Raw genomic sequence first — 25,635 nt, 5'->3', positions numbered from 1 at the left:
TCTTTTACGCCTGCATGCTATTGTCGCGTTTCGCTCGACGCTTGCTTGCCAGCAGATCACTTGCCCGCTCGCGAGGCTTTCCCTTGGCATCGACGTAGGCATAGAGCGTCGACAACGACACACCGAGTTCAGCCGCGACATCACGCGCAGCGTTGTCGCGATCTGCCATCATGGCCATGGCCGCCTTCAGCTTCTTCAGTGTCATGACGCGCGGGCGCCCACCAGCCCGGCCTCGGGCACGCGCCGCTGCCAGCCCCGCCATGGTGCGTTCGTGGATGAGATCGCGCTCGAACTCCGCCAGGGTGGCAAAGATGCCGAAGACGAGGCGCCCGGTTGTCGTCGTGGTGTCTACGTCGCCGGTCAGGACCTTCAGGCCGATCCCTTGCTTCTGAAGGTCGCTGACCAGGCCGACCACATGGGCAAGCGAGCGGCCGATGCGATCGAGCTTCCACACTACCAGAGCGTCACCAGCCCGCGCGATCTCAAGCGCTTTAGCCAAACCCGGCCGTTCTGTTGCACGGCCCGAGCATACGTCGTCGAAAATCTTCTCACATCCGGCGCGTTCAAGACCGTCGCGTTGGAGATCGAGATTCTGCTCGATGGTCGAAACCCGCATATAACCAATCAGCATCGGCGCTCCCCGTTTCACATTAACTTAGACGGCAGAGAGTTTATCGGCTATAGGTTTCTGCACGGGTATTTATAGAATTTGACCGCTCTGCGGAAATTGTTGCGATCTGCTTTGCGGCGTCACATCAAACCGGGGTTTGTTGCGACGTTCGGGCAGGGCTTTTGTGGATGCCACCGGCGGGGCAAAATCTCTTGCGAGCGAAACGTGATGACTGACAACGACGACCACCAGGATGTCGCGGACCTGCAGCCAGAAGATAAGATGGGCTTTGCTGTTCCGAAGACACCGACCCACTCGCTCATGCTTTTGAACAGCTACATGCGCACCGACATGCTGCAACACATCCATTTGCGCCTTCATAAGATGAGGGCTGAGGACGGACCTGGTTCGCCGTTGCATCATATGGCGAAAAGCCTCGAACAGGTTATCGACACCTGGGGCGACATCAATCTGTTCGAGTGTTTTACCCGCAACCAATTCCACATCGATCCGGATTACGAGTTTCGGCCGGAGCAGGATTACCCCCACGACATCAGGCTGATGAAGCATCACCTCAAATGCCACAGGAAAACGATCAAGGAGCTGGGCCGCTGGCGCTGACCGCTGAGCTGTGAAATCCCTTATGTAGGTTTTCTGTTCCGTTGCTACTCAGACCCCTGTGACAGCGACATATCATCCGAATGAATTTAAATTGGAGGATTTGCGACAGTTCTGTAGCAGCCTCAGCGGCGCTCCAAGCCCTGTAGACAAGGGCAAAAGAGAAACGGGCCGCGCAATGCACGGCCCGTCTCACAGTGATAGGCTCCCTCGCGATCTTACGCTGCGCGGGCTAAAGTGAGCGAACCGTCGGAATAGATTTTGCGGCCGCCCCGGAAGACGCAGCGGACATGGCCGATGCCGTTGTCGTCGGCGACAAGGAGGTCGGCTTTTTTTCCGACTGCGATCTCGCCGCGATCGGAAAGCCCGAGCGCCTGGGCTGGATTGGACGTCGCCAGCCGGCAGGCACCGGAAAGTCCGTGCTTGTCGGTTTTTGACAGTTCCAGCACCGCCGGCAGGATGGCCGAGGGATGATAATCGGCGGCCAGGATATCCAGCAGTCCGGCGGCATGAGCGTCGCGCGCCGAAAGATTGCCTGAATAGGACTGTCCGCGCAGCGCGTTTGGCGCGCCCATGGCGTTCATCAGGCCGAGCCTCTTCGCCTCGGCGGCGGCCTCGAGGGTGACCGGGAACTCGCTGATCAGGACGCCAAGCGAGTGCATCAACTGCACCTTGGCCACGGTGTCGTCGTCGTGGCTGGCGATCACCACACCATGGGCATGGCAGGCTTTGGAGATCGCATCCAGCGTATGCGTCATTACGTCGGCAGGCTGGGTGCGTTCCTCGATGCGCCGCGCGATCGACTGTGCGGCCTCTTCGAGGCTCGTGCCCTTGTCGCGGGCGAGCCTTTCGACGTGGCGCTCCACATTGCGATACTGACCCTGTCCCGGCGTACGATCGTTGAGCGAGATCAGATCTACGGAACCCTCGGCGATCAGCTCCTCGATCACGGCAAGCGCCTTGGGGAAGGTGATTTCGAAGCGGGCATGGACTTTGTGATCGACCAATAGCTGGTCGCGCATGGTCTTGATAGCGCGAATGACGCTGCTGGTGTGCTCGTAGCTGCGCAGGTGCCCGTAGGTCGAAGCCGGGCTAAAGGATAGCGCGGCATAGGCGGTCGTGACGCCGGAAACAGCAAGACGGCGGTCGAGATCGCGCAGACCGAGCTCAAGCGGCATGCGCACATTCGGCCGTGGTTCCACCTCGCGTTCCACCATGTCGCCGTGCATGTCGATGAAGCCCGGCATAAGGATCAGGCCTTGCGCCGACATATCGGCATTGGCGACGGGTTTTTCCGAGATTTCGGCGATCATTCCGTCCTCGATGCGCACCGCAGCGTTCGGCAGCATGCGGTCTAGCAGCACCACCCGGCAATCAGAGATCCACATTGGCAAGTTCCTCAAAAGCATGAAGTTCGATTTCCCGGTCGATGAGACCCGCTACATCGCCCGGGTGGTGAAAGACGCCGATCATGGCGACACCCTGCGCCTTGAGGTCGGCGAGACGGTCGACCAGCGCCTTTCGGGCGCCGGCATCGAGGGAGGCCGTGGGCTCATCGAGCAGCAACAGCCGCTGCGGCAGGATGAGCGCTCGTGCGAGGTTCACCTTCTGCTGTTCGCCGCCGGAAAAGGTGGTGGGATAGGCTTTCCAGAGATTGCGCTTGACGCCGAAGGCCTCCAGCCAGCGCCGCGCCTCGACGAGCGCTTCTTCGTGCTGCATGCCCGCTTGGCGCAAGGGTTCGGCAACGATATCCTCGGCAGGAACCCGCGGACGGGCGATCAGGAATTGCGTGACGAAACCGATCTCACGCCGGCGCAGAAACGCGATATCGACATCGGCTGCCCTGGCAAGGTCGATGCGGCCTTCAGCCGTGTGATACCAGATCTGGCCCGCGCGTGGAAGGTAGCTGCGATAGAGGGTGCGCAGAAGCGTCGATTTTCCGACGCCGTTCGGGCCCCTCAAAAGCAGGAATTCGCCTGGTTTCAGTGTGAAACCAATATCGGAATATGCGTGAAGGTTCTGGTCGAGATGGTGCATGTGGAAGGTTTTCGAGAGGCCTTCCACCTCCAGGACGGGCTGCATGGCGGCCTCACAATTTGGCGTGAACGAGTTGCTGGGTGTATGCGTGCTGGGGATCCTGGAAGATCTGGTCGACCAGGCCTTCCTCGACCACGCGACCGCGCCGCATGACCATGACCCGGTCGGCCATGGTACGGATCACGCCGAGATCGTGGCTGACGATGACCATTGTGATCGCTCGGTCCCGCTGCAGCCGCTTCAAGGTGTCAAGCACCAGTGCCTGTACCGAGACGTCGAGGCCTGTGGTCGGCTCGTCGAGCAGGAGCAGTGCCGGTTCGAGGGCGATCGCCTTGGCGAGCTGCACCCGCTGCTGCATGCCGCCGGACAGTTCGATCGGACGCGCATCCATGCGCTCCAAAGGGAATTCCGAAGCGTCGAGCGCCTCTCGCGCCTTTGAGCGCAGTTCGGCGAAACTCCGCTCGCCGGCGATGAGCAGACGCTCGGCCACGTTGCCGGAGCTGGTATGCCCCATCAGGAGCCCGAGATGCGGGTTCTGATAGACAATACCGATCTGGCGCGCGCAAAGCATACGGCGAGCGAAGCGGTCGAGATCGAACAGGTTGCCATCGAGCTCCGGCAGGGCCAGGCGATAGTCACCGCTGTCGGGCGTGTCCTCAAGGTTCATCATCCTCAAAAGGGTGGACTTGCCCGAGCCGCTTTCGCCGACGATGCCGAGCACTTCGCCCGGATAGACGGTCGCGGACACGTCCTGAAGAGCGACCACGCTGCCGAAGCGTTTGCTGACGTCGGTCATCGTCAGAAGCGGCGGGGTCGTCATCAGTTGCGGGGCATTCAGCCGCCGCGCAGCCAGATTTTCTCCGATCATGGGCGGAATGCTCCGTGCTCGTACCAGGTTTCGCCCTGCTTGACGTCCAGCCCCTCGGCACGGCGAATAGCCTTGATGCCAAGATTGCTGTCAGACAGCTCGAATTGTGAGCCGCCGTCGTCCTGTGGGATCTCGTTCATGAAATAACCTCTGACGCCTGAGCGGTGGCAGGTGAGGTCGGCATGGTCCTCGACCTTGTAGGGCACGTCGGAGAAGACCAGCGGCTCGACCCGCGTGAAGGGCGGCACGGCATACAGGCGCTTCTCTCGCCCGGCCGAAAGAAAGGTGAGGTGCTTTGCCATGTCGAGCTTTGGCACGTCCCAGCGCGGGATCGGCGACGGTGTCATGACATGGCGACCATTGACGAGGGAAGGGTAGGACGCGCCCTGCATGATGCGGCCCCAACGCACGATCTGCTCATAGAGCGTCAGCCACAGCCGGCCGTAATCGGCGTCGGCATGCATCTGGCGGGCGATCGACATGTTGGGCTCGACCGGGCGCAGCGGTTCGGGATTTGGCACCTGCAGCACGAGGATCTGATCCTCGCGCAGCTTTTCCTCAGGGATACGGTGCCGGCTCTGAATGATCGTTGCCTCCTGCGTGTCCCAGGTCTCACCGGCGCCGGATACGCGCGAAAGGAATCGGCGGATCGAGGCGGCGTTGACGCTGTCGTCGGCGCCCTGGTCGATCACCTTGATCACGGAGGAGGGCTTGATCAGGGTCAGCGTCACTTGCAGGCCGCCGGTGCCCCAGCCGCGCGCAATCGGCACCTCGCGGCTGGCATAGGGCATCTGGCAGCCGGGCACGGCGATCGCCTTCAGCATCTTGCGGCGCAGCTCGCGCTTGGCCGAGGCATCAAGGAAGCCGTAGCTGAAGGCTTCCCATGGCTTTGTGAGTGCGGAAAGGCTCATGCCGGCTCCTTCACGGGCTTATGTGTGTTCGTTACGTCGCTGGCAGGGGCCGCCGTCTTCTTCGCGTCGCGCAAGGCGTCGAGCGAAGACTGGAAGGTGACGTAGTGCGGCAGCTTGAAATGGATGCAGAAACCCGAGGCTTCTACGGGTTCGGTGTGGTAGAGGAAGAATTCCTCGTTGACGGGTGAATTCTGATCCGCCGCTGCCGAATTCAGATCCAGCGTCGCGCCAGCGATGGTCTTGATTTCGTTCCAGCCGAGTGTCGCGCAGAAGCCGAGCTGAAGCTGGCCGCCTTTTCCTTTGCTCGTGACTTCCGCCTGCGAGACGCGGACGCGACCAGCCGAGAAAACCGTGCCCGCGGGATGGCGCACACGCACCTCCGCTTCTGCAAGTCGCAGTTCGTTGACGGTCGGATGCGCGTTGCCATAGCCGCGCATCGCCGAATAGCCGAGTGCCAGCACACCGCCAGTGTCGGCGCGAGCCAGGCTTTGCAGCGTATGGGCGCGCTTGGCCGGAAAGAGAAGCGGCTCGCGGGTGAGGTCTGGAATGTCTTCAAGGGCGACTTCGTCGGCGGCGACGTCGGCGACCAGTCCCTGCGCCTTCTGCCAGGCGGCAAGCGACGGCTGGCGTGCCGGAGCAGGTTTTGCCGCGGGTTCAACCGGGGCCGGCATGAAGGGTTGGCCTTCCAGCACGCCGGTCGCCAGCAGACGGTGCGAATAGTCGAGCGTCGGGCCGAGCACCTGACCGCCGGGAATATCCTTGAAGACAGCAGAAATGCGGCGGTGCGTGAACAGGCTTTCCTGCGTCACCGGTTCGGCGATCGCAAGGCGCGGTTGGGTGGTCCGCCAGGCACGCAGAAGGAGCACCGCCTCGTATAGGTCGCCGCCGGCCTGGGCGAGCGCAAGTGCTGCCAGATCACGGTCGTAGAGCGAGGCCTCGCCCATCACGCGATCGATCAGGTAAGGCAGACTGTCGCGGACGTCCGCGACACGCTCCATGTCAATCGTCCCCATTTCTGCGCGGTAGAGCCGCTCAGACTGTTCAATGGCACGTTCACCGCCTCGAGTTGCCACATAGGCCATCAGAGCACCTCCACCGTGGTTGAGCGTGGCAGACCGACAACGCGGTCTCCATCGATGAAGAAGAGTTCGAACCCGGTCGGGTAGAGGCAACGCGTCGCGCGAAGCGTCCAAACATCAGGCCTGAGGCCGCCGAGGCGGATATCCTTATAAGTTTCGATGCCGGGGCCGCGCAGGCGAAGCCCTTGTCCCTCGCCAATCCTCGCCCCTGAAAACACCGTCGCGCCGTCATCGGGATAGAGATGCGAGCCCGCAGGCACGACGGCCAGATCGCGAATGCCCGCCTCCGCTTCGAGATCGAGGAAGGCGTGGTCAGCGTCGCGCGCGCCGCTAATCGCCGCTCCGGTCGAGGCGATCAGCGGCAGGAGCGTCTTGTGGCCCGAAAAGACCCGGCATTCGCGGTCAACCAGCGTTTCGACGATGGCTTCCAGGCCCAGCTGCGGCAGTGATTGCACTGTGCCGGGGCGAGCGAGCGCCCACATCAGGGCATCGTAGGTGGCATTGTGAAGCCGCTCCAGGTCGTTTGGAACGGGGACAGCAATCAGGGCGGAGGCATTCATCAGAAGGTCTCCATGTCTACGCGGGTCGCCTCGACCGCGCGAAGGCGTTCGGTGTCGACTGCCACGATCGTCAAGGCCTCATCTTCCACGAAGTTGCTGACGCGCGCGGCAAGGGTTTCGATCGATCCGGCGGCGTCCACGATCGCCATTGCCATGGCGCGCTCGAGGTCGCGGCCGACGATCATGCCATAGCCTTCAGTGCCGTTGGACTGGAGCCGGATATGCGCCTCTGCCACCAACACCTCGCCGAGATGAAAATCTGTGCCCTTTACTGTGTCGCGCATCGGCAGCATCGCGAGCCCTGTGCGGCTCTGGATGACGTCGATCGCGCCGAGCGGTGGAAGAAGCTCTTCCGCGAAGGCCTTCAGCGCGGCTGCATCGGCGCGCGCAAGGGTTTCGAGCCGGCGGGCGTGGTCTTCGCCTGGCGCACCGGCATGCTGGAACTGTGTTGTCATGGGGTCTTGCCTTCCTCGCCCACGAAGGGGTCATCGAGACTGTCGAAAGAAAACTGGACACGGTCGCCCGCCCAGACCGCCTCGGAGTAACCCAGCGCCGTACCCTTGGCATCGACGTCGATTTTGGTGACGATCATAACGGGATGATCCGGATGTTGCCGCAGCAGCCTGGATTCCTCCGGCTCGGCGCGGCGGGTGAAGATGGTGGTGCTCTTGCGGAAATAGTCCGTGACCCCGTGGTCACGATAGATCTCGGTCACGGAAACGCCGGCCTCGCGGCGCGCGCCTAGATCGGGAAAGAGCGCGACCGGATGAAAGGCGATGCCGAGATTGATCGGCATGTCGTCGGCCAGGCCGCGCCTCATGATCCGGTGGACCTCGGCCCCGCGAGCGATGCGTAGCGCCTCGGCCACACGGTCGGGTGCCGGCACGATCGTGGAGGAAAGATGCTCTCCGTAAGGCTTATAGCCCTGGCCTATCAGGTTCTCGCGGAAACGCGTCCTGCGCCCGATCTGGTAGTTTATCAGCCGGGCCGCCTCGACGAAGGTGCCGCGCCCCTGTTCTACCCTGAGCTTACCCTCGACCGCGAGCGCCGGAACTGCGCGCCGGACCGAGTGGCGACCGACACCGAAGACCTCGCACAGCTCGGGCTCCGTCGGCAACCGGGCGCCGGGAGCAAGTTTGCCGGAGGCAATGTCACCGGCCAGGTGGTCTTTGATGATTTGCCAGGTGTCTCTCTGCATGCGCTATCCATGATTCATTCGAATGAATCATGGATAGCGCATGCGTATGACGTAGCGATGACACGGCCTTGATCCTCAAAACTGCACGGGACCACCACTCCTCGGGCAATGCCAATCTGCAGTTGAGATGTAAGCTGCCTATCGCTGCGGATGCTGTCGTTGCTCATCGTGATGCGCGGTTTGCTTCCGATGGGAACGGCAAAATGGCGCTCTTCTTAACCGTGACAGGACCTTGGCTTGACATGGCGCTGATGGCTTTCGTCGTCGGGACCGTCGGGTCGATCTGAACAGCCCCGGATTTGTCGGAGACTGCTTTGTTTAAGCCATTCAGCCATCGCCAGTTTTCTTGAGCTTTTCAATCCATCAGCCTTGCGGCCCTGCCACTGCGCCTGGTGGCGCTGTTGTAGTATTCAGAAGCTTGCTGGACGGATCTGTGTCGTGATTGCTCCATCGCCTCAGGCAGAGGAATGCCGCGATTGGCCGCTTCCGTGAGATAACCCGACCGCAGGCCGTGGGCTGAGAAGTTGTTCGGATCGAGACCGGCCATTTCGGGGCTCCGTGGGCATTTCTACATTAATACACGCTAAGGGAATTTGAAGTTGTTTGGATTGAAGCGGTTAGCCCGGATTGGCCTGAAGCGTTCGAGGGGTCGGTCAATTTCGTTCCAGAGGTAGTCGCCGGTGAGCGCGATATGCGCCCATGGTAGTGGTGCGACCTGGGAGAGCAGCTCGTCCGGAATGATAATACCCTGACTGCTGATATAATCGACAGCACGGCTGAGATAGACAGTGTTCCACAGGATGATGGCGTTGACGACGAGGTTAAGACCGGACGCGCGGTAAGCCATGGTTTCGGCGACGCGGTTGCGCAATTCGCCGAGCTGGTGGAGGAAGATGGCGCGTGCGAGAGCATGACGGCTTTCACCCTTGTTGAGGATCGCATGCGATCTGCGGCGCAGTTTCGTATCGAGCAGCCAGTCGCAGATGAAGATCGAGCGTTCTATCCGGCCCATTTCGCGCAGGGCCTGGTTCAGCCGGTTTTGTCGCGGCGACGCTGCCAGCTTCTTGAGGATGACGGAAGGCGGCACCAAACCTGCAGCGATCGAAGCCTTCAGCCGCAAGACCTCATCCCAGTGGTGCTCGACGACATCCATGTTGACGGTTCCAGCGATCAGCGCGTCGAGCGGTTCGTAAGCCGGATCGCGATCAATGACAAAGAGCCTGCGATTGCCGAGATTGCGGATACGGGGAATGAGCCTGTAGCCAAAGGCGTGGAACATGGAGAACGTCGTTTCGGTGGCGCCAGCGGTATCGGTTGCGTGCTCATAGATTTCGACGGAGCTTTCGTTGTGAAGGAGGCCGTCGAGAACGTAGGGGGCTTCGCCCTCGGATGCCTGGATCATGCGGGAGAAGAAGGAAGCAAAACGGTTGGACAGGAAGCCATAGATCGACGCCCCCGGTCGCTTGCCGTATTTTGCATTGTAGTCGAGGCTGGCTTCGCCACGCCCGCCAGCCGGAAAGAACTGTCCGTCCGAGGAGGAGATATGGCCGTCACCCCAGATCGCGGCAAAGGGATGGGCCTGCTGCGCATCGACCAGCACGGCGGTCGCCGTGGCGTAGGTTTCCGATCGCATATGCCTGTCCACCATCAGCATCATCTGGTGGATCGTGACGCCGCGTGAGCTTTCCGCCATACGTTCGGCTCCGGCATTGGTGGCGTCGGCAAGGATCGCTGCCATCAGCGCTGCCTCGTCGTTTGCCGTCTCACCGGTACGATAATGCGTGAAGCTGTCGAGGAATTTGGTCCAGCTTTGCACCTCGGCAAGCAGGCTGGTGATCCTGATCCGTGGCACCAGAACATATAGTCGGCGGCTGAGCGCGACGATGCTGTCGCGCTCCTCCTCGCGGATCGGCGAGATCGACAGGCCCTTGTCGGAAATCGCTGCATCCGGAATAGCATTGGCAGCCGCCGCCTTTGCCAGCTCTTTCAGCTTCGCATCGAGCGTGGCGGTCCGTTCTGCTCGCCATTCGGCAAAGCTGTCGGGGAGTGCGAGCCCGAGCCGCCCCTCGGCGCGCATCAGCTCGAAGATCGGCCGAGGCAGAAGATAATCCTCGAAACTGCGCCATGCCCGGCTGCCTTCGACCCAGATGTCACCGGCCCTCAGACGCTCTCGCAGGTGAACGAGGACCGCCACTTCCCAGGCGCGCAGGTCGATATCGGCACTGTTCGGGCGCACGCAGCGTCGCCATTTGCGGGTCAGAAAGGCGAGCGGCACCTGCGCCGGCAATTTCCGGCCGCCATAGAGCGCGCGCAGATGGTCCACTGCTACAAGGATCGGATCATCAGCACGAAACGACCGGAACGAGAACGTGCGGAACATCAGTCTGCCCAGCTTGCGCAACGATTTGTGCCGCTTGATGAGCTCGTCGAATTCGTTACTGCGATCAGGGTGGACGACAGATCTGGCTGCCGCCATGCTGGCGACCAATCCGTCCCAGCCGAGGGAGGCTGCGATCGCCGATGCAAGATCGGTTTTGCTCGCACGAGCGGCCAGAAGCGCCTCGCCGAGCTTGAGATGCTCAAGCGCCACCCCATCAAGAACCTCGGCCTCTTTTAGCCGGCGTTCCGTGCGGCTGATCTCGGCCTTGCGGCGGTTGCTCCCAATCATTTTGCAGAACATGTCGATCGTCAGGTCGGTGATCGACGCCTGTCTCTCGATGACGAAGGCGGCCAGCGTGGCGTAGCGACGTTCGGATGTCAGGCGTCGTATCTCCCGGGCATGCAGAATGCGTGCATCCCTGGCGATGATGCCGTAGCGATTGGCATGGATCGTCTTGCGACGGTCGTCGGGAATGGCGGCTGAGCGCAATACCTCGAGGCGGGCGATCAAGCCTTTGAGGTTCTTCAGTTTCGCCCCTTCAGGTGCTTCCGCAATCCAGCCAAGGTGGCTCCGATCGCCGGCCCGCTCAGCGAGGAGCTGATCAAGCGCCTCGATCGAAGGCTGCTCCAGATCCCGGATCAATTCGCGATAGGCTTGTCGACGCGCCGCCGCCCGGCCGGCCAGTGCCAGACGGATCAGCAGCTCCGGCATAGGAACGAGCAACTTTCGTTCCTTCAAGGCTTCGATCACGGCCTTGGCGATCGGCGCACCTTGTTCAGTGGCCGCCGCCTCGCGTGCCGCCGCCGTTATCAACTCGCGATAGTCACTCGTCCGGACAGGCTGAAGCTCCAGTGCAGAGACGATCTCGCGCGCGTGTTCCCGGCGCGTTTCGTCGCGCTGGGCGTAGAACTCGAACACTGCAGGGTCGATGCCCAGCTGGTCGGCGACAACAGAGACAACCGCCTGAGGTGGAACTTCGCCTATTCGCAGCAGACGGCCCAGATCACGCACCAGTGCGAGTTGGATCGCAAAGCCAAGCCGATTATGCGACCGGCGATGTTCCTTGACGAAGACAATATCCTCGGAAGTCAGTGCATAGCGCGCTTGCGCATCTTCATAAGCTTCGGGTGGTTCGAATAAAACGGCACGCGATTGCTCATCGAGAAACGCCATCAGCCACGGTCACTCGTCAAACTACGGTTTCGGGCGTGCCGGTCTTGCCGGGGCCTGTCCATCCAGTCCGCTTCAACGTGTCGATCAAGGTCGAGCGCGCCACCTTGAACGTCCGGCACACGGACGCCTTGCTGGCGCCAGCTTCCAAAGCAGCTAGAACCTGCTCGACCTTTTCCGCATCGATCGTTGGAGGTCTCCCGCCCTTACGGCCACGTCGGCGAGCCGCCGCCAGGCCGGCATTGACCCGCTCGGTGATCAGCACTCTCTCGTATTCTGCAAGCGAGCCGAACAGGTTGAACAGAAACGCGCCGTGCGAATTCGTGGTGTCGATCGCCTCCGTGAGAGATCGGAAGGCGACACCACGTTCCTTCAAATCCTCGACGATGCGGATCAAGTGGGAGAGTGACCGGCCTAACCGATCTATCTTCCAGACGACCAGGACATCGCCTTCGCGCAATTCGCCGAGGCATGCCTTCAGACCCGGCCGGTCATCACGCGCTCCGGAAGCGCGATCCTGATGGAGATGGCGCTCATCGACCCCGGCCGCGAGCAGGGCATCGCGCTGCAAGGCAACCGACTGGCGCTCGTCACTACTCGATACCCGCATGTAACCGATCAACATGTGCGACAAACCTCAAATCAGGTGTTGCCGCACAGCCTAACATTCCGACAGGGTTTGTCGCGCAAAAAATGGCCCTATTGCGTGGCCAGTTTGCCCCGCGATCACGGTGAGCGGAAATCATGTGTTTCCCGTCACCTGCAAAATGCCCTTAGCGTGTATTAATGTAGAAATGACCACAGAGCCCCGTGAAGGTCGCCGGGCCGATTGTCCGGTCGCCATAACGTTTCGCAAGGCCTTCGACACACAGGATCGTCATTCGAACACTCAAATCATCGACGCGACGAGATCGCGACTTGCTGGATGGGAGGGATCGGTAACCAATCGGTCCGGCGGCGCTTCCTCGACGATCCGCCCCTCGTGCAGAACGATGACGCGGTGCGCGAGGAGTCGTGCTATGCGCAAGTCGTGGGTCACGAGGAGCATCGCCACGCCCGTCCGGCGCTGGAGTTCGGACAAGAGCCTCAGGAGCCGCGCCTGGGCGGACGTGTCGAGGCCCGTCGTCGGTTCGTCCAGGAACAAGATGTCCGGCTCGTGCACGAGCGCGCGAGCGATTTGCAGCCGCTGTTGCATGCCGCCTGAAAACACACCCGGCAGGTCACGCATCCGCGCTTCATCAAGGTCCAGTGCCGCAAACCAGTGCCGTGCTGCCTCCAAGGCTCGGCCGAAGTGGCGTTCGCCATTGTCGAAGAGCGTTTGAGCGATGTTGGCGGCGGCGCTCGCGGCCAGGTCGAGCGTCTCGCGGGCATCCTGAGCGACGAAGCCGAGCCGCCGGCGGCGGAGCGAGACGAGGGCCTGCTCCGGCAGATCATAGAGAGACAGCGGCGTCTCCCCATCGACGGAGAGCAGGACCCGACCCTTCGTCGGAGGCAGGCATCCGGCCGCCGTGCGCAGCAGCGTCGACTTTCCCGCGCCGGACTTTCCAACGAGACAAAGAACCTCGCCTGGATAGAGCGAAAGCGAAGCACCTCGCACGATGCGCCCGCCGAAGGAGATGTGGTCAAGCGTCAGGAGGGGCTGCGGCAGATCAGGCACTGGCGGCTTCCTCCGCACGCTCGGCACAGCATTCCGTGTCGGAGCAGACCCATTCGCTCGTTCCGTCGTCGTTGAGGAGAAGGTGGTCGAGATGGCTCGTGGCGCACCCGCATATCACGCATTGCCGTCCGTCCGAGGGATGACTGGGGTCAAAGGGAACGTCCTCGAAGGCGATGCTTTCCACGCGCGTATAGGGTGGCAGCGCATAGAGCCGGCGTTCGCGCGCCGCGCCGAAGATCTGGATGGCCGGTGAATTGTCGAGGCGGACATTGTCGCGCTTGGGGATAGGAGAAGGTGACATCAGATAACGACCTTCCACCATGACGGGATAGTCATAGCCGGGCTGGGCGACGCTGCCGCTTCCCGTCCTTTCCTCGAAGAGCCGCGTATAGACCCGACCATAGTCAGATGCCGCGTGCATGCGGGCCGCCTCGCCGGCTGAATTGACGAAGGCGCGCAGCGGGTCCGGCCGCGGCACCTGGTAGACGACGACCTGTCCCTCGGCGAGCATCGCCTCGGGCACGCGCTGGCGGACCTGGATCAGCGTTGCCTCACGGGTCAGGGTCGTGGTGGCAACGAAGGCGGTGCGCGTGAAGAAGGCGCGGATACTGACGGCATTCACGGTCTCGTCGGAGCCGTGGTCGGTCACTTTCAGACGGTCGTCTGCACCGATGAGGCTTGCGGTCACGACCATGCCGCCAACACCCCAACCATAGGCGATCGGCATTTCCGGCGCGATGAAGGGCACCTGGTAACCGGGAACGGCCAGTGCCTTCAGAATGGTACGGCGAACGGAGCGTTTGCTGTCTTCATCGAGATAGGCGAAGGTCTCAGTCATCGCAGGCAAGCCTCCGGATCGTTTCAAGATCGGCCTGGAAATCGGAGTAGTGCGGCAGCTTGAGATGCGAGACGTAGCCGCTCGCCTCGACCCCGTCGCCATGCGTCAGCACCAGGTCCGGGTCGAGCCCGGATTTCAGCGCCTGATCGACTGTCGCCATCGCCACGGCCTTGCGCTCGTTGGCGCCGAAGGCAACGCCGAAACCCGGGGACAGATGCGATTGCCGCCCGTCGAGTACCGGGGCCACCATGCGGCAGGCCGTCACCTCGATATCGCCGACAGAGACGGTGAGGCCGATATCCTCCAGCTCGACGAAAACCTCGACTTCCCCCGCGGAAAGCTCCTCGACATAGGGATGGGACGCGCCGGCGGTGCGAAGGCGCGTATAGGCAATGCCCGTCAGGAAGCCTTCCTCGCCTCGCACCAGATGGCCGAGCGTTTCGGATGCACCGTAGGGAGGACGCAGCGGCACCCGCGTGATGTCGACCGGCGCCTCCTCCCGCTCCTGACTCTCCCCGGGAAGGCGATCGCGGCAGCGGGATGAGGGAGGCGCGCATGGAGTGCTCGCAACCTCCTCGGGAAGAGGCAAAGAGGCCGCCTCCTCCATGAGCGAGAAATCGAGCAGTCGGTGGGTGTAGTCGTAGGTTGCACCCAGGATCTGGCCGCACGGCAATTCCTTCACTGTGGCGGAGATATGCCGGTCGTGGCGGATGGTCGAAAAATCGATGGGCGCGCTATGGCCCATGCGCCGTAAGGTCGCACGATGGGCGCGCAGCAGAAACGTCGCCTCCGCCACGTCGCCCTGTGCCTGTTTCAGCGCCAGGGCAGCAAGATCCCGATCATAGAGCGCGCCTTCGGTCATCACCCTGTCGACTGCACCCCGCATCTGCTCACCTATCTGGGCGACCGTGAGTTCCGGCACGGAGGGATCACCCCGACGCCTGCGCGCCAGCGCATCAAGGCTTGCAGCGATAGCGGCCTCGCCGCCCTTAACGGGAACGTACATCGGATATCTCCAGCCTCACGCTACGGGGAAGGCAGGCGCACCAATCTCCCGCCGTCAGAATGAGGTCGACGCCGAGCGGATAGGCAGCGTTGTTGCACGTCCATTGCGCGAGAAACGTCGCCGGCAGGCCAAGGGGGGCGAAGGTGCGGGCCCCGGGTCCGATTCCCGGCCCCGAAAGGTTGAGCGCCGCGCCACCCGAAAGGCCCGTGACCTCCGCAATGACGGTGGCGGAAAGATGCGGGTCGGCCGGGGTCCCCTTCGGAAAGACATCGATCCGATCCAGCATCTCGCCACGACAGAGCGCAAAGGTGCAGGAGGCTCGATCCGCCATCGGCCACCGTGCCGCGACGGCGCGATCCCGGATATCCGCGAAGCTTTCGTCGATCCAGAGCGGTGTCGTGGTGTCGGCCAGCGTTGACAGGACGACCGCGTGCGCCGCCTGGCCTTCAGCAAGGACGACGACTTTGCCGGGGTAGGAAAAGGCTTCCAGAAGCCGGCGGAATGCGCGCTGGTCCTCGTGGATGCGGTCCGCGCCTCGCTGGTCTATCTCGATTTTCACGGTGCACTTCCTTGTCTCGCCGCGGTGAAGAAATGCGCCGTCGTCTTCTGCGCCTCCTCGGCCTTGCGGCATCGCCGCGCCATGATGGCGTCTTCGGCCGGCTGCAGCAGTTCCGATGCGAGCAAGGCGCGGGACTGCGGATCTTGCAGCAGCGCGTCGAAGAAGGCGGCAAGCTCCGCCCGCTCCGGATCGCGGCCAAGCACCACGGCATAACCGCGCCGACCATCGATCTCCACGACACAGCGCGTCATGGTCGCCTCGCCGAGATGGAAGGGCGTTCCCGTTACGGGTGCTTTCGCACGCAACTGGAGAAGGCCGACCTCGGGTCCGACAAGCCGGCGCGCCAAGTGGCGCTGCCGGCTGCCGTCGAAGGCCGATCTCAGGAGATCGATGGGCGCGCGGGCAAGCACACCCATCCATTCACGCCGCCCGCCCTCGGTGGAACAGTGCTCAGGCACGGCTGACCTTGGCGTCATAGACATCCTCGGGCGCAAGCGGCACGAGACGGTCGCGCATTTCGCGCTTCAGCGCGGCAAGGCGGGTTTCTTCCTCGGCTGAGCGACCTTCCTTGCGGGCAAGCTCGATGAACTCGCCGCGCACATGGCCGGGCCGGATCGTCACCTCGACCACGGTGCCACGATAGCTGAAGCGGAAATAATACTTCCCCTTCGGGCTTTCCTCGATGCCCTCCCAGCCCAGCGACCGGTCGACATGGTAGCGGCCATCGGTCAGCGCGCGCGTGACGAATTCGATGGCGTCGCGGCCGCCGGGGCCGGGAAACGCCGTATCGATGCGCACCTCGCGGCGCTCGATCGGCCGGCCCTCGTCGAGCAGCGGAAAGGCGCGTTGCATCACCTTCAGGCCATGCGCCACGCCGCCCGGAAAGGTGGTGCCGTGATAGTTCAGGAGTTCGGCAAAGCTGACGGTGAAGGTTTCGCCGTTTTCGAGATAGGTGATCGTGTCCAAGATTGGCTCCTGTCTTGCGGTTATCATGGAAGGGCCGCCGCCCCGAAGATCGGGGAAACGACATCGGGCCGGCCGGGGCCGGGGGTATGGCGGGCAAACGGCACGCCATAGAGACGGGCGAGTTCCCCGTCCGTCATCATCGCGGAGGCTTGGCCATAACGGACCTCGTCTCCGGCATGCATCATCAGCGCCCGGTCCGCGAGGAACAGGCCGTGCTGCGGATGGTGGGTCGTAAAGACGATCGTATGGCCGCGCGCCTGCCGCAGGCGCATGAGGACGCCGAGCAGAAGGTCCTGATTGGCAAGGTCGAGCGAGGCGGCCGGCTCGTCGAGCACCAGCACTTTCGCTTCCGTCGCCAGCGCCCGGGCAAGCAGCACGACCTGCCGCTCGCCGCCGGAAAGCTGGCCGAAGGGCCGTTCGGCGAAGGGCGTTGTCACGGTAAGTACGGCAGGCTAAGACGGGCGGGGCGTTCCAGAATTTTCAGACGATGCAGGCCGCGATTTTCCATGCGTCGAGCGCTTCGAAGCGATGGTAGCGAATTGTTTGTGCGGCACGGCGGCGGGATGGAACTGAAAAGCAATTGCGGGTAGCGGAGTGCATGGAAACAAACCGTTGCAATGCTCCTGGTGATCGGTGGCCCTGCATGGCTCGTTCCCGTTTTCGAAACGGCAGATGGCTATTCTCAGCCCGATTGTTGAGGCCCTTGTGCGACCAATGGTCGAGGCCAGGTGCCACGTCCGCCTTTGCTGCGCCGTAGGAGCGCAGCTTATCGGTGATGATCCGCTTGGGAACAAAGCCATAGCGTTTCATCAACGCCACCAGCAGGCGCTTGGCTGCCCTTTTGTCGCGTCGCTTCTGCAAAATTTCTTCGAGAACGATGCCGTGCTGATCGACCGCGCGCCAGAGCCAGAACTTTTCTCCAGCGCATTTCACGACGACTTCGTCCAGAAACCAAACGTCGCCGGGGCGGGCCTGCCGTCGCCGCAAGTTGCGAGCGATCTGGGGTCCGAACTTGGCGATCCAGCGGCGGACCGTCTCATAGGAAACGTCGATACCACGCTCGAGCAGCATTTCCTCAACTTCACGCAGGCTCAGATTGAACCGCAGGTAAAGCCAAACTGCGTGAGCAACGACCTGTGGCGGAAAACGATGACGCTTGAAACTGATATCTGGTGTCTGCATCGCCGAAATTTACGCCCAACCCAAAACGCAGGCAACTGCAATACAGGTTTACGTGACAACGCCGACCTGCGCCCATATCGACCATCACTGGCAGTCGACGGCAGAGCACAAGTCCCGCTTCAGGAAAAACCACGCGGAGCGGCTCGCGCCACGGCGCCTCCCGATGATAAAGGAGGCCGGCAAGTTGCTCTCGCTCAACAGTTTCACCCAGTTTGGCTATCGGTTCGAACAAACCGCTCTCGGGGGCACAGATCGTTGCACTGACGGGCAATCGCCGCATGAAGGCGACATCTCCGGGCTCCTCTTGCGAGGTCGAGTTCAGTACACCGATCTTTTCCAGAGTACGTAGAAGGCCTGCCATGCCGACATCGAGCTGATCGCGGGCGACCGAACCGCCGCCGCCAATTTCCAAAGTGATGTTCAAGGTTTCCGTACGGTCGCATGCGCCAATGACGCTGGACGGTGTCTGGTCCTCGTCATCGACGAAGAAAGCGACGGGAAGGCCGAAGGTTCTGACCAGCTCGATCAGCCTCTGACGCCGGGCGCCTTCTACGGCGTTCGAAATCATCACCGATGGAATGTAATCGACCGGCGTGCCACCGGAATGCATATCGATAACGAGATCGGCCCGTGGCAACAGGACCGTCTCGATGAAATGCGCAATGCGCTGGGTCGAAGTACCAGTGGTGCTGCCTGGAAACGCCGTATTGAGGTTGCCGTCATCAAGTGGCGAATAACGTCGCCCCGCAGCAACGGCGTGAGGGTTGGCTGACGGCATGACGATCAGCTGGCCGGTCACGTCTGACAGGTCGAGCTTGCCCAGAAGCGCCCTTGCGATGAGTTGCCCCTCGTATTCGTCGCCGTGGCAACCGCCCATCACGAGAACGCAAGGCCCGGCGCCACTTTTGAACGAGGTGATCGGCACCATCGCCATGCCAAACGGCGAATGTTCGCTGGAAGCCTTCACCCGCAGGTAACCGTCCTGGCGGCCTTCGCCGTCGAGATCGATATCGAGGTTGAATGTGTTTGCCATATCTAGTTCCGACCTTGATCGGGGCGTTCGGCCCGGACCGATTGAATGAGCGCCATCAGCTGCCTGGAAGCCACGTCCAAGTCTCCGGAGTTGTCGATAATGACGACGTCTCCAAGATCGGGGGAGATTGCTTTGCTGCGACCGAGGCGGGATTTCTGCGCATCGCTGTCTTCCCGTCCCCTTTGTGCAAGTCGCTTTGCGAGGATTTCGGGATCGGCGGTGATATTAATGATCATCAGGCCAGGATATCGCTGCCGAGCCGGACCGAGCATGGCGCGCGATGCGTTGGCGACGACGACATCGCCGTCGGCGATCCACCGGTCGATGACGACGGGCAGGCCGTATTGCAGATCATGGGCCGCCCAGTGCAGGGCAAACGCCCCCTGCCCTGCGGCCTCCTCGAAGCTGGCCTCGTCCATCGGGAGATGATCCTCCCCCACGGATGCGGGCCGGGTGATGGTGCGCTGCACGAAGCGGATCCGCTTGTCCTCTGCCAGCTCTCGCTTGGCGATATCGAGCAAGGTGTCCTTGCCGGCGCCGCTCGGGCCGACGATCAGGACGAGACGGCCACCATTGTCAGGTCCATAATTCATAGCGGCGCTCCCGGATTGAGCGGGAAACGGCGGCGCGCTACGAAGTCGGCCTGCGGATGCGGCTGCTCGAATAGGGTCAGGGCGTCGATCGCGAAATCCTCGTCGAGCAGGCCGTCGAAACGGCCTGCCAGGTCCGCCTGCAGCGCGGCGCGGTCGTTCGAACCGACGGGGTTCGTCAATGTCATGTGGAACCGGAACCGGTCGAACACGTAGGGATAGCCCCAGCGCACCAGATGCTCGGCCTCGTCGTCGTCGAGGCGGTCGAGCTTGCGGCGTTTCAGTTCCGCAGTGTCGAACGGTGCCCGAAACCGGTCAAAGGCCTCGACCACACTTGCCGAGAAGGTGCGCACCCGGATGATCGGCTGGATCGGGATGAGCGCGAAGAAGCCCGCCAGAAGGCCGACACGCAGCGGTCCGATCGGGCATGGCCGGGTGCAGCCGGCAAAGCGCGACAGCGCTGCCTCAAGCTCCTCGGTGCCGATGCCGTCGGCCAGCCGGAACGGCGCTTTCAGCGTCGCATGGAAGCCGTAGCGCCTCGGCTCACCGATCAACGCATCCTGATCATCACCGTCGTTCTTGATCCTGACGTCCGGCAGCCGATGGAACGCACTGCGGCCGAGCCACGTCTCCGCTGCCCTGGTCAGGGGATGACTGGCAGGCGTGGTGTAATAGATCGCAAAGCGCGGTTCTCCGGCCGTGGCTGGTGCGAAATTCTTAGCCGCCGCCGTTCCTGTTGCGAGGTGCGATGTCACTTGACCGCTCCGCCTGTGAGGCCTTCGACGAACCAGCGCTGAGCGGAAAGGAAAGCGACGATCAGGGGAGCGACGACGATGGTGGATGCGGCCATCAGTGGGCCGTAATCGTTGCCGGCCTCCTCGTTCTTGAAAGCCATGATGCCGAGCGGCGGCGGCATGAGGTTCTGGTCACGCACGGCGATCAGCGGCCAGAACAGGCTGTTCCAGTGCCCGACGACCGAGAAGATGCCGAAGGCGATGATGGCCGGCAGGGCCATCGGCACCATGATCTTCCAGACGATGGCAAGCTCCGAGAGGCCATCCAGGCGTGCGGCATGCACCACGTCGTCGGGAATGGTCTTGAAGAACTGCCGGAACAGGAAGATGCCAAAGGGCGAGACGACATAGGGGAAGATCAACGCACCGTAGGTGTTGAGAATGCCGATCTGGTAGCCGAGGATGAACAGCGGCAGGGAGAGAACCTCATGCGGCAGGATCAGCGCGATCAGCACCATGGCGAACAACAGGTTCTTTCCGGGGAAGTCAAGCTTGGCCAGTGCATAGGCCGCCGGCGCGCAGACGAGCACCTGCAGGATGACGATCGAGCCGCAGACGATGATGCCGTTCAGCATGTATTGCGGCAGCGGCGCATCGGTCAGCGCCTTGGTATAGTTCTCGATCCCGTAGAACTGATTGGGCCAGAAGGAAAAGGACGCGCGAAAGATCTCGCCCGGCGGCTTGATCGACAGCGACACCATCCACACGAAGGGGATAAGGATCAGCGCGCTGGTGATCAGCAGCACGGCATGTCGGGAGATCGCGGCCGATGCGGCGAGGTCGCGGGCGGAACGGGACATGCTCATTGGTAGTGAACCTTCTTGTCCATCACCCGCGCCTGGATCAGCGTCAGGAGGACGACGATGATAAGGAAGACGACGGCGACGGATGCGCCATAGCCGGTGCGCAGATACTGGAAGCTCTCGCGATAGAGGGTGAAGAGCAGCATCTCGGAGGCATGGCCCGGCCCGCCCTGGGTGAGGATCTGCACGGTGTCGAAGGTCTCGAAGGCTTTGAGCGCCACGACGATGAAGACGAACATGGTAACTGGCCCGAGCATCGGCAGGGTGACGGTGCGAAGCCGGTCGAGCCAAAGGTCGGCGCCGTCGATATCGGCGGCATCGTAGAGGTCCTGCGGGATCGACTTCAAGCCGGCAAGGAACAGAACCATGGCGTAGCCGAGGTTCTGCCAGATGCCGATCATGGCGAGCACCGGCAGCACGGTGCCCTCGTCGCGCAGCCAGTTGGCGGTCGGAATGCCGAGGCCGGCCAGCGTCTGGTTGACGAGGCCGATGGTCGGATGCAGCAGCGCCTCCCAGGCGATCGCCATCGCTGTCAGGGTCGCCATGAAGGGCAGGAAGTGGATGGCGCGGTATAAGGCGCGGGCCGACTTGCCGCTCTCGATCAAGAGCGCAATCACCAGCCCGAGCAGGATCGTGCCGGGCACGACGATCGCCACATAGACGAGCGTGTTGACGAAGGAGGCACGAAAGCCTTCATCCGAGAACACTTCCCTGAAATTCGCAAACCCGACGAAGGACATCGAGCTTGCACCGAACTGCCAGTCGGTGAGCGCAATGGCGAAGACCGCAAATACGGGCAGGAAGAACAGGCAAACGAGGAAGAAAAGCGCCGGGCCGGCCAGCGACCAGGCCGACAGGATCTCGGCCAGACGATGACGCCGCAGCCGCTTCTGTGCCTGTGCGGACAAGGCGGCCTGATCGGCCGGGGCGGAAGCAGCAAGGCTCATCACATCCGCTCCTTGAGCGGCAGGATCTTCGCGTCAGCCGCCGAAGCCGAAACGCCGGATGCCGAGCGGATGCGCCGGCCGTCGGCTGCAAACAGGAGAAGCCGCTCCGGCTTGACGCCGAGATGCAGCGTCTGGCCTTCGTTGATATGCGGAGCACGCTCGGCCAGAAGCCGGGCAATGACCGGAGTGGACTGGCCGGGCACGTCGAGATGGACGAACAGGTCGGAACCCATATGCTCGACCAGCTTGACCGCGCCGGTCAGGACGTTCGGGCCGTGATTGTCGGTCAGGTAGAAGGCTTCCGGGCGAATGCCGAGCGCGATCTTGCTGCCCGACGCGATCTCACCGGGGATGAAGAACACCGTGCCCGCGGTCATCGCCACGCCCGGCTCCTCGACGGTCGCTTCGAGAATGCCGATCTTCGGCGAGCCGATGAACTCGGCCACACGACGATCCTCAGGGTCGGCATAGATCTCCTGCGGTGGCGCGACCTGCAGCAGTTCGCCGTCGAGCATCACCGCGACACGATCCGACATGGTCATCGCTTCCGACTGGTCGTGGGTGACGTAGACGAAGGTGACGCCCAGTCGCTTGTGCAGTTCCTTGATCTCGGCGCGCATCTGAACGCGCAGCTTGGCGTCGAGGTTCGACAGCGGTTCGTCCATCAGGAACACGGCCGGCTGGCGCACCATCGCACGACCGACGGCGACGCGCTGGCGCTGACCGCCCGACAGTTGTCCGGGTTTGCGATCGAGGAGATGGCCGATACCCAGGGCCTCGGCGGTCTGCGCAACATCATCCTCGATCGCAGCAACGGTCGCCCTCGTGCCGGGCAGGAACCGGCCGACCAGCGGCAGACGCTGCCACGCCGACAAGCGCCGCATGCGCAAAGGCAGCGCCATATTAGCCGTAACCGTCATGTGCGGGTAGAGGGCGTAGGACTGAAACACCATCGCCACGTCGCGCGCCTTCGGTCGCACCCCGTCCACCACGCGATCCCCGATCGACAGCGAGCCGCCCGTCTGAACGTCGAGACCGGCCAGGATCCGCAGAAGCGTCGACTTCCCGCATCCCGACGGACCCAGCAACGTCAGAAACTCCCCGTCTGAAATCGAGAGCGAAACGTCCCTGAGAACCGAGGTCGACCCAAACGACTTTTGCACATGGTCGATCGTTATTGCAGCCATATTCAATACTCTGATTAGATATCGTGCCGAGTAGGCGGCGTCAGCCCTGCCCTTTTCACTCTGCGTTTTCGAGGCTAGCTCAATCGCCTCACGGCAACAGATCGACGTCAGTTTGATGACAGATCGGAGACACCTACGGTATGAATTTCGGATTCATACCCTTCGGATTCGCGCGCAAGGCTCTCGAGAGTCTCATGGAATCCTGGAATGCGTGCGGTTTGTCGCGTCGTCAGTCGAAGCGGACGACGAGTTCCATGTGTTGGGGAGCAATGCGCGTAAATGAAACGACGATCGGCAGCCCTTCTTCGTCGATATTGATATTCGTTACGAAGATTGCCGGCTGGCCACGTGACATCGACAGCAACTCGGCATCCAACTTCGAGAGCGCAACCGCCGAAATCCGGGATTCGTGGCGACGATATTCCTGCACGCCAAGGCGCTTCCATGCCTCGCTGAAGCTGCCCGTTTCCTCGATAATGGTTTCGATCTTTTCAAAACGCGGTAACGGAAAATAGCTTGCGGTCAATGAGACGACGATCGTGTCGACCACAGTCATCGTATCCACGCGCCGGACGAAACGGTTGCGCGGCATACGCAGATCGCGCGCTAGCTCATTGGTAACTCTTACCCGTTCTGTTCCGAGATAGCGGCGTTCACTGACACGTTCGATATCCTTCAGCGCAGTCGTTAGGCGGGTCTTGGGTCCGAGCTGGTGGCGGACCATCCGCTCCTTCACGAAAGTTCCTCGCCCCTGCTCGATACGTAGCAGATCGCGCTCGCGCAGCACGACCATGGCACGCCTGATCGTGTTTCGATGGACGCTGAACCGCTCGGCAAGCTCGAACTCGGTCGGCAATTTTTCGCCGGGTCGATAGCGTGACGATTTGATGTCCTGCTCGATCGTGTCGGCGACGACGCGCCACAAGGTCGAGGCGCCGCGCCGATCATGAAGTGTCGCCTTGTTATCTGGCAGAGTGGTCATCAACGCGCGTCTCAACAGCATCCCGGTCGGCAAAAGTCACGACATTTCAGGCGGCCAAACCGGCTTGCTGTCAAGATCGAAGATGTGTCGGCCACTCTGTCGGAAGGAATGTTTCCAGAAGACATACCGTTTTCGTCACTCCCTTGTCATCCAACTGTCGCCCAACCATCATCTGGTGGCCATAGCCCTGAAGTCACTGAAGCAAGATCATCTTAGGACAAATTCGAATTCAGGGAGCGCGTGCCGACAGGCGCTCGCGCAGTGTGGAAACGTGGAAGCAATCATTACCAATGCCCGGATCGTCACCGGCACCGAAGTCATCCTTGGCTCGATGCAGGTCAAGGACGGCAAGATCTCCGACATCGCCCGAAAAGGCACGGCCGACGTCGGTGCCCTCGATTTCGAAGGCGACTATCTCCTCCCCGGCCTTGTCGATGTCCATACGGATCATCTGGAAAAGCAGATCATGCCGCGGGCTGGCGTGTTCTGGAACAAGGTCAATGCCGTTCGCACCCAGGATGCCGTGCTTGCGGCAGGTGGCATCACCACCGTTTTCGATTCGCTGATCGTCGGCGCCGTCGGCAATCCCGATCGTCGCAAACTTCTGCCACTGATGGTCGAAGGGCTTCACGATGCGCGTCAGGCAGGCCTGCTGAAAATCGATCATTTTCTCCACCTTCGTTGCGATACGCGCGAGGCCGATCTCGTCGAGCTTCTGAAGCCCTATCTCGGCGAAGCGAGCTTGCGCTACGTCACGGTGATGGACGATGGCCCGCATCGCGATCCCGATCGTTTCAGGAAACTGCAAAGACGCAAGGGTATTGCCGACGAGGTCATCGAAGAACAGATCGCCGCGGCGCCGCATACGAATGACCATGCGGCAATCAACCGGGCAGCAGTCGTCGCATTGTGCAAGCAGCACGGCATCGAATTCTCAAGCCACGATGATACGACAGCCGCTCATATCGCTGAAGGCCAGGCTTTCGGCATGACCATCTCGGAATTCCCGATTACGCTGGAATCGGCACGGGCGGCACGCGCCGCCGACATGACGACGATTATCGGCGGCCCCAACATCGTTGCTGGACGTTCGCATATCGGCAATGTCTCAGGAAGACTGCTTTCGCAAGAGGGCCTGATCGACGTCATCTGCTCGGATTACATTCCCTCGAGCATTCTCTACGCCATCTGGACCCTTGCCGGCGAAACCAACGGCCCGGACCTGCCTGCGGCAGTGGCTATGGGCAGCAAGCGGCCTGCAGAACTCTTCGGCCTCGACGATCGCGGAGAGCTGGCCGTCGGGCGCCGCGCCGACTTCCTGCGCGTCACCGAGATCGATGCAGCACCGATCGTTCGCAACGTCTGGGTCGAGGGAGTTCAGATCCTGTGACCGATCGACAGACACAGATGACACCGCAGCCAAAGGCGGCAAAGTCGAGCTATTCGCGGGCAGAGTGGATGACGCTGCTCGCGGAGGCGCCGGTCGTGGAACTCGAGGCCCATTGGCGCTCCATACCGCATCCGAAATTCGATTGGGTCCGCCGCCCCGAATACGGTTCGGCCATGATCCGGGGGCGTGCGAGCGGAACAGGCGCCCAGTTCAATCTCGGCGATGTCACAGTGACGCGCTGCACGCTGCAGCTGGAGACCGGAGAGATCG

Annotated in this window: 29 protein-coding genes and 1 pseudogene; 3 read left to right on the top strand and 27 right to left on the bottom strand. The window is 62.1% G+C overall.

Annotated elements, in window-relative coordinates; all coding sequences use genetic code 11:
• Positions 1-4: 4 nt before the first annotated feature.
• Complete coding sequence (locus tag KWJ32_RS24990; protein ID WP_024899726.1) at positions 5-631, bottom strand: recombinase family protein; 627 nt, start codon at positions 629-631, stop codon at positions 5-7.
• A gap of 207 nt (positions 632-838) precedes the next feature.
• Between KWJ32_RS24990 and KWJ32_RS24985 the strand changes: the two genes are divergently transcribed.
• Positions 839-1,231 carry a hypothetical protein gene (locus KWJ32_RS24985; protein WP_024899725.1) on the top strand — a complete coding sequence of 131 codons (393 nt, stop codon included), beginning with the start codon at positions 839-841 and terminating at the stop codon, positions 1,229-1,231.
• A 215-nt stretch (positions 1,232-1,446) separates the two neighbouring features.
• Here KWJ32_RS24985 and KWJ32_RS24980 read toward each other — a convergent pair whose 3' ends face one another.
• The 26 genes and pseudogenes from KWJ32_RS24980 to phnF (KWJ32_RS24855) all read right to left on the bottom strand — a co-directional run bounded on the left by KWJ32_RS24980 (position 1,447) and on the right by phnF (KWJ32_RS24855) (position 23,975).
• The gene (locus tag KWJ32_RS24980; protein WP_024899724.1) at positions 1,447-2,616 is read right to left on the bottom strand and encodes an alpha-D-ribose 1-methylphosphonate 5-triphosphate diphosphatase; all 1,170 of its coding nucleotides are present in this window, start codon (positions 2,614-2,616) and stop codon (positions 1,447-1,449) included.
• Positions 2,603-3,310 (bottom strand): ATP-binding cassette domain-containing protein, encoded by a 708-nt coding sequence (locus KWJ32_RS24975; protein WP_024899723.1) that lies wholly within the window; start codon positions 3,308-3,310, stop codon positions 2,603-2,605. The genes KWJ32_RS24980 and KWJ32_RS24975 overlap by 14 nt, the downstream gene beginning before the upstream one ends.
• Positions 3,311-3,317: 7 nt before the next feature.
• Positions 3,318-4,133: an ATP-binding cassette domain-containing protein gene (locus KWJ32_RS24970; protein WP_036568190.1), complete on the bottom strand. Its 816-nt coding sequence runs from the start codon at positions 4,131-4,133 to the stop codon at positions 3,318-3,320.
• Positions 4,130-5,044: an alpha-D-ribose 1-methylphosphonate 5-phosphate C-P-lyase PhnJ gene (locus tag KWJ32_RS24965; protein WP_256886448.1), complete on the bottom strand. Its 915-nt coding sequence runs from the start codon at positions 5,042-5,044 to the stop codon at positions 4,130-4,132. Before KWJ32_RS24965 ends, KWJ32_RS24970 begins: the two co-directional genes overlap by 4 nt.
• Positions 5,041-6,126, bottom strand: a complete 1,086-nt coding sequence (locus KWJ32_RS24960; RefSeq protein WP_024899720.1) for a carbon-phosphorus lyase complex subunit PhnI — start codon at positions 6,124-6,126, stop codon at positions 5,041-5,043. The genes KWJ32_RS24965 and KWJ32_RS24960 overlap by 4 nt, the downstream gene beginning before the upstream one ends.
• Positions 6,126-6,683: a phosphonate C-P lyase system protein PhnH gene (gene phnH / locus KWJ32_RS24955; RefSeq protein WP_036568189.1), complete on the bottom strand. Its 558-nt coding sequence runs from the start codon at positions 6,681-6,683 to the stop codon at positions 6,126-6,128. Before phnH (KWJ32_RS24955) ends, KWJ32_RS24960 begins: the two co-directional genes overlap by 1 nt.
• The gene (gene phnG / locus KWJ32_RS24950) at positions 6,683-7,138 is read right to left on the bottom strand and encodes a phosphonate C-P lyase system protein PhnG (RefSeq protein ID WP_107328120.1); all 456 of its coding nucleotides are present in this window, start codon (positions 7,136-7,138) and stop codon (positions 6,683-6,685) included. Before phnG (KWJ32_RS24950) ends, phnH (KWJ32_RS24955) begins: the two co-directional genes overlap by 1 nt.
• On the bottom strand, positions 7,135-7,881 hold the full coding sequence (gene phnF / locus KWJ32_RS24945) for a phosphonate metabolism transcriptional regulator PhnF (RefSeq protein WP_024899717.1): 747 nt from the start codon (positions 7,879-7,881) through the stop codon (positions 7,135-7,137). The genes phnG (KWJ32_RS24950) and phnF (KWJ32_RS24945) overlap by 4 nt, the downstream gene beginning before the upstream one ends.
• A gap of 355 nt (positions 7,882-8,236) precedes the next feature.
• Positions 8,237-8,431 (bottom strand): annotated as a pseudogene (locus tag KWJ32_RS24940) (integrase); the annotation flags it as partial.
• Between the two features lie 33 nt (positions 8,432-8,464).
• Positions 8,465-11,434, bottom strand: a complete 2,970-nt coding sequence (locus KWJ32_RS24935) for a Tn3 family transposase (protein WP_003501156.1) — start codon at positions 11,432-11,434, stop codon at positions 8,465-8,467.
• A gap of 16 nt (positions 11,435-11,450) precedes the next feature.
• Positions 11,451-12,056, bottom strand: a complete 606-nt coding sequence (locus KWJ32_RS24930; RefSeq protein ID WP_003501158.1) for a recombinase family protein — start codon at positions 12,054-12,056, stop codon at positions 11,451-11,453.
• 264 nt (positions 12,057-12,320) lie between these two features.
• Positions 12,321-13,088 carry an ATP-binding cassette domain-containing protein gene (locus tag KWJ32_RS24925; RefSeq protein WP_024899714.1) on the bottom strand — a complete coding sequence of 256 codons (768 nt, stop codon included), beginning with the start codon at positions 13,086-13,088 and terminating at the stop codon, positions 12,321-12,323.
• Entirely contained in the window at positions 13,081-13,926 is an 846-nt protein-coding gene (locus KWJ32_RS24920) for an alpha-D-ribose 1-methylphosphonate 5-phosphate C-P-lyase PhnJ (protein ID WP_024899713.1), read from the bottom strand. The genes KWJ32_RS24925 and KWJ32_RS24920 overlap by 8 nt, the downstream gene beginning before the upstream one ends.
• A complete protein-coding gene (locus KWJ32_RS24915) occupies positions 13,919-14,932 on the bottom strand; it encodes a carbon-phosphorus lyase complex subunit PhnI (protein ID WP_036568186.1) in 1,014 nt (337 codons plus the stop codon). The genes KWJ32_RS24920 and KWJ32_RS24915 overlap by 8 nt, the downstream gene beginning before the upstream one ends.
• Positions 14,916-15,491 carry a phosphonate C-P lyase system protein PhnH gene (gene phnH, locus KWJ32_RS24910; protein ID WP_024899712.1) on the bottom strand — a complete coding sequence of 192 codons (576 nt, stop codon included), beginning with the start codon at positions 15,489-15,491 and terminating at the stop codon, positions 14,916-14,918. The genes KWJ32_RS24915 and phnH (KWJ32_RS24910) overlap by 17 nt, the downstream gene beginning before the upstream one ends.
• A complete protein-coding gene (phnG, locus tag KWJ32_RS24905; RefSeq protein WP_024899711.1) occupies positions 15,488-15,907 on the bottom strand; it encodes a phosphonate C-P lyase system protein PhnG in 420 nt (139 codons plus the stop codon). The genes phnH (KWJ32_RS24910) and phnG (KWJ32_RS24905) overlap by 4 nt, the downstream gene beginning before the upstream one ends.
• A gap of 34 nt (positions 15,908-15,941) precedes the next feature.
• Complete coding sequence (locus tag KWJ32_RS24900) at positions 15,942-16,460, bottom strand: hypothetical protein (protein ID WP_024899710.1); 519 nt, start codon at positions 16,458-16,460, stop codon at positions 15,942-15,944.
• 20 nt (positions 16,461-16,480) lie between these two features.
• Positions 16,481-16,894: an ABC transporter ATP-binding protein gene (locus KWJ32_RS24895; protein WP_125271699.1), complete on the bottom strand. Its 414-nt coding sequence runs from the start codon at positions 16,892-16,894 to the stop codon at positions 16,481-16,483.
• A 43-nt stretch (positions 16,895-16,937) separates the two neighbouring features.
• Complete coding sequence (locus KWJ32_RS24890; protein ID WP_024899768.1) at positions 16,938-17,639, bottom strand: IS6 family transposase; 702 nt, start codon at positions 17,637-17,639, stop codon at positions 16,938-16,940.
• On the bottom strand, positions 17,539-18,672 hold the full coding sequence (locus KWJ32_RS24885; protein WP_107328032.1) for a succinylglutamate desuccinylase/aspartoacylase family protein: 1,134 nt from the start codon (positions 18,670-18,672) through the stop codon (positions 17,539-17,541). Before KWJ32_RS24885 ends, KWJ32_RS24890 begins: the two co-directional genes overlap by 101 nt.
• A 2-nt stretch (positions 18,673-18,674) precedes the next feature.
• Positions 18,675-19,265 (bottom strand): phosphonate metabolism protein/1,5-bisphosphokinase (PRPP-forming) PhnN, encoded by a 591-nt coding sequence (phnN, locus tag KWJ32_RS24880; protein ID WP_024899177.1) that lies wholly within the window; start codon positions 19,263-19,265, stop codon positions 18,675-18,677.
• Positions 19,262-20,017 (bottom strand): DUF1045 domain-containing protein, encoded by a 756-nt coding sequence (locus tag KWJ32_RS24875; protein ID WP_024899176.1) that lies wholly within the window; start codon positions 20,015-20,017, stop codon positions 19,262-19,264. Before KWJ32_RS24875 ends, phnN begins: the two co-directional genes overlap by 4 nt.
• On the bottom strand, positions 20,014-20,856 hold the full coding sequence (locus tag KWJ32_RS24870) for a carbohydrate ABC transporter permease (protein WP_024899175.1): 843 nt from the start codon (positions 20,854-20,856) through the stop codon (positions 20,014-20,016). The genes KWJ32_RS24875 and KWJ32_RS24870 overlap by 4 nt, the downstream gene beginning before the upstream one ends.
• Before the next feature lie 2 nt (positions 20,857-20,858).
• The gene (locus KWJ32_RS24865; RefSeq protein WP_024899174.1) at positions 20,859-21,806 is read right to left on the bottom strand and encodes a sugar ABC transporter permease; all 948 of its coding nucleotides are present in this window, start codon (positions 21,804-21,806) and stop codon (positions 20,859-20,861) included.
• Positions 21,806-22,993, bottom strand: coding sequence for an ABC transporter ATP-binding protein (locus KWJ32_RS24860; RefSeq protein ID WP_024899173.1), 1,188 nt, complete (start codon positions 22,991-22,993; stop codon positions 21,806-21,808). Before KWJ32_RS24860 ends, KWJ32_RS24865 begins: the two co-directional genes overlap by 1 nt.
• 229 nt (positions 22,994-23,222) lie before the next feature.
• Positions 23,223-23,975 (bottom strand): phosphonate metabolism transcriptional regulator PhnF, encoded by a 753-nt coding sequence (phnF, locus tag KWJ32_RS24855; protein WP_024899172.1) that lies wholly within the window; start codon positions 23,973-23,975, stop codon positions 23,223-23,225.
• Positions 23,976-24,246: 271 nt separating this feature from the next.
• Here phnF (KWJ32_RS24855) and KWJ32_RS24850 point away from each other — a divergent pair, with 271 nt between their 5' ends.
• Together KWJ32_RS24850 and KWJ32_RS24845 are read left to right on the top strand one after the other, a co-directional pair.
• Entirely contained in the window at positions 24,247-25,365 is a 1,119-nt protein-coding gene (locus KWJ32_RS24850; protein ID WP_024899171.1) for an alpha-D-ribose 1-methylphosphonate 5-triphosphate diphosphatase, read from the top strand.
• A partial coding sequence (locus tag KWJ32_RS24845; RefSeq protein ID WP_256886447.1) for a phosphonate C-P lyase system protein PhnG occupies positions 25,362-25,635 on the top strand: 274 nt, incomplete at its 3' end. The genes KWJ32_RS24850 and KWJ32_RS24845, both read left to right, overlap by 4 nt.

The sequence above is a fragment of the Ochrobactrum sp. BTU2 genome (assembly GCF_024539785.1).
Classification (GTDB): Bacteria; Pseudomonadota; Alphaproteobacteria; order Rhizobiales; family Rhizobiaceae; genus Brucella; species Brucella anthropi.
Note: the sequence above shows the minus strand (reverse complement) of the source record. Positions and strands in the feature narration are given on the sequence as shown.

Coding starts and splice junctions, on each gene's coding strand:
- KWJ32_RS24990 (WP_024899726.1), bottom strand. CDS start 631: ATGCTGATTGGTTATATGCGGGTTTCGACCATCGAGCAGAATCTCGAT.
- KWJ32_RS24985 (WP_024899725.1), top strand. CDS start 839: ATGACTGACAACGACGACCACCAGGATGTCGCGGACCTGCAGCCAGAA.
- KWJ32_RS24980 (WP_024899724.1), bottom strand. CDS start 2,616: ATGTGGATCTCTGATTGCCGGGTGGTGCTGCTAGACCGCATGCTGCCG.
- KWJ32_RS24975 (WP_024899723.1), bottom strand. CDS start 3,310: ATGCAGCCCGTCCTGGAGGTGGAAGGCCTCTCGAAAACCTTCCACATG.
- KWJ32_RS24970 (WP_036568190.1), bottom strand. CDS start 4,133: ATGATCGGAGAAAATCTGGCTGCGCGGCGGCTGAATGCCCCGCAACTG.
- KWJ32_RS24965 (WP_256886448.1), bottom strand. CDS start 5,044: ATGAGCCTTTCCGCACTCACAAAGCCATGGGAAGCCTTCAGCTACGGC.
- KWJ32_RS24960 (WP_024899720.1), bottom strand. CDS start 6,126: ATGGCCTATGTGGCAACTCGAGGCGGTGAACGTGCCATTGAACAGTCT.
- phnH (WP_036568189.1), bottom strand. CDS start 6,683: ATGAATGCCTCCGCCCTGATTGCTGTCCCCGTTCCAAACGACCTGGAG.
- phnG (WP_107328120.1), bottom strand. CDS start 7,138: ATGACAACACAGTTCCAGCATGCCGGTGCGCCAGGCGAAGACCACGCC.
- phnF (WP_024899717.1), bottom strand. CDS start 7,881: ATGCAGAGAGACACCTGGCAAATCATCAAAGACCACCTGGCCGGTGAC.
- KWJ32_RS24935 (WP_003501156.1), bottom strand. CDS start 11,434: ATGGCGTTTCTCGATGAGCAATCGCGTGCCGTTTTATTCGAACCACCC.
- KWJ32_RS24930 (WP_003501158.1), bottom strand. CDS start 12,056: ATGTTGATCGGTTACATGCGGGTATCGAGTAGTGACGAGCGCCAGTCG.
- KWJ32_RS24920 (WP_024899713.1), bottom strand. CDS start 13,926: ATGACTGAGACCTTCGCCTATCTCGATGAAGACAGCAAACGCTCCGTT.
- KWJ32_RS24915 (WP_036568186.1), bottom strand. CDS start 14,932: ATGTACGTTCCCGTTAAGGGCGGCGAGGCCGCTATCGCTGCAAGCCTT.
- phnG (WP_024899711.1), bottom strand. CDS start 15,907: ATGGGTGTGCTTGCCCGCGCGCCCATCGATCTCCTGAGATCGGCCTTC.
- KWJ32_RS24890 (WP_024899768.1), bottom strand. CDS start 17,639: ATGCAGACACCAGATATCAGTTTCAAGCGTCATCGTTTTCCGCCACAG.
- KWJ32_RS24885 (WP_107328032.1), bottom strand. CDS start 18,672: ATGGCAAACACATTCAACCTCGATATCGATCTCGACGGCGAAGGCCGC.
- phnN (WP_024899177.1), bottom strand. CDS start 19,265: ATGAATTATGGACCTGACAATGGTGGCCGTCTCGTCCTGATCGTCGGC.
- KWJ32_RS24870 (WP_024899175.1), bottom strand. CDS start 20,856: ATGTCCCGTTCCGCCCGCGACCTCGCCGCATCGGCCGCGATCTCCCGA.
- KWJ32_RS24865 (WP_024899174.1), bottom strand. CDS start 21,806: ATGAGCCTTGCTGCTTCCGCCCCGGCCGATCAGGCCGCCTTGTCCGCA.
- KWJ32_RS24860 (WP_024899173.1), bottom strand. CDS start 22,993: ATGGCTGCAATAACGATCGACCATGTGCAAAAGTCGTTTGGGTCGACC.
- phnF (WP_024899172.1), bottom strand. CDS start 23,975: ATGACCACTCTGCCAGATAACAAGGCGACACTTCATGATCGGCGCGGC.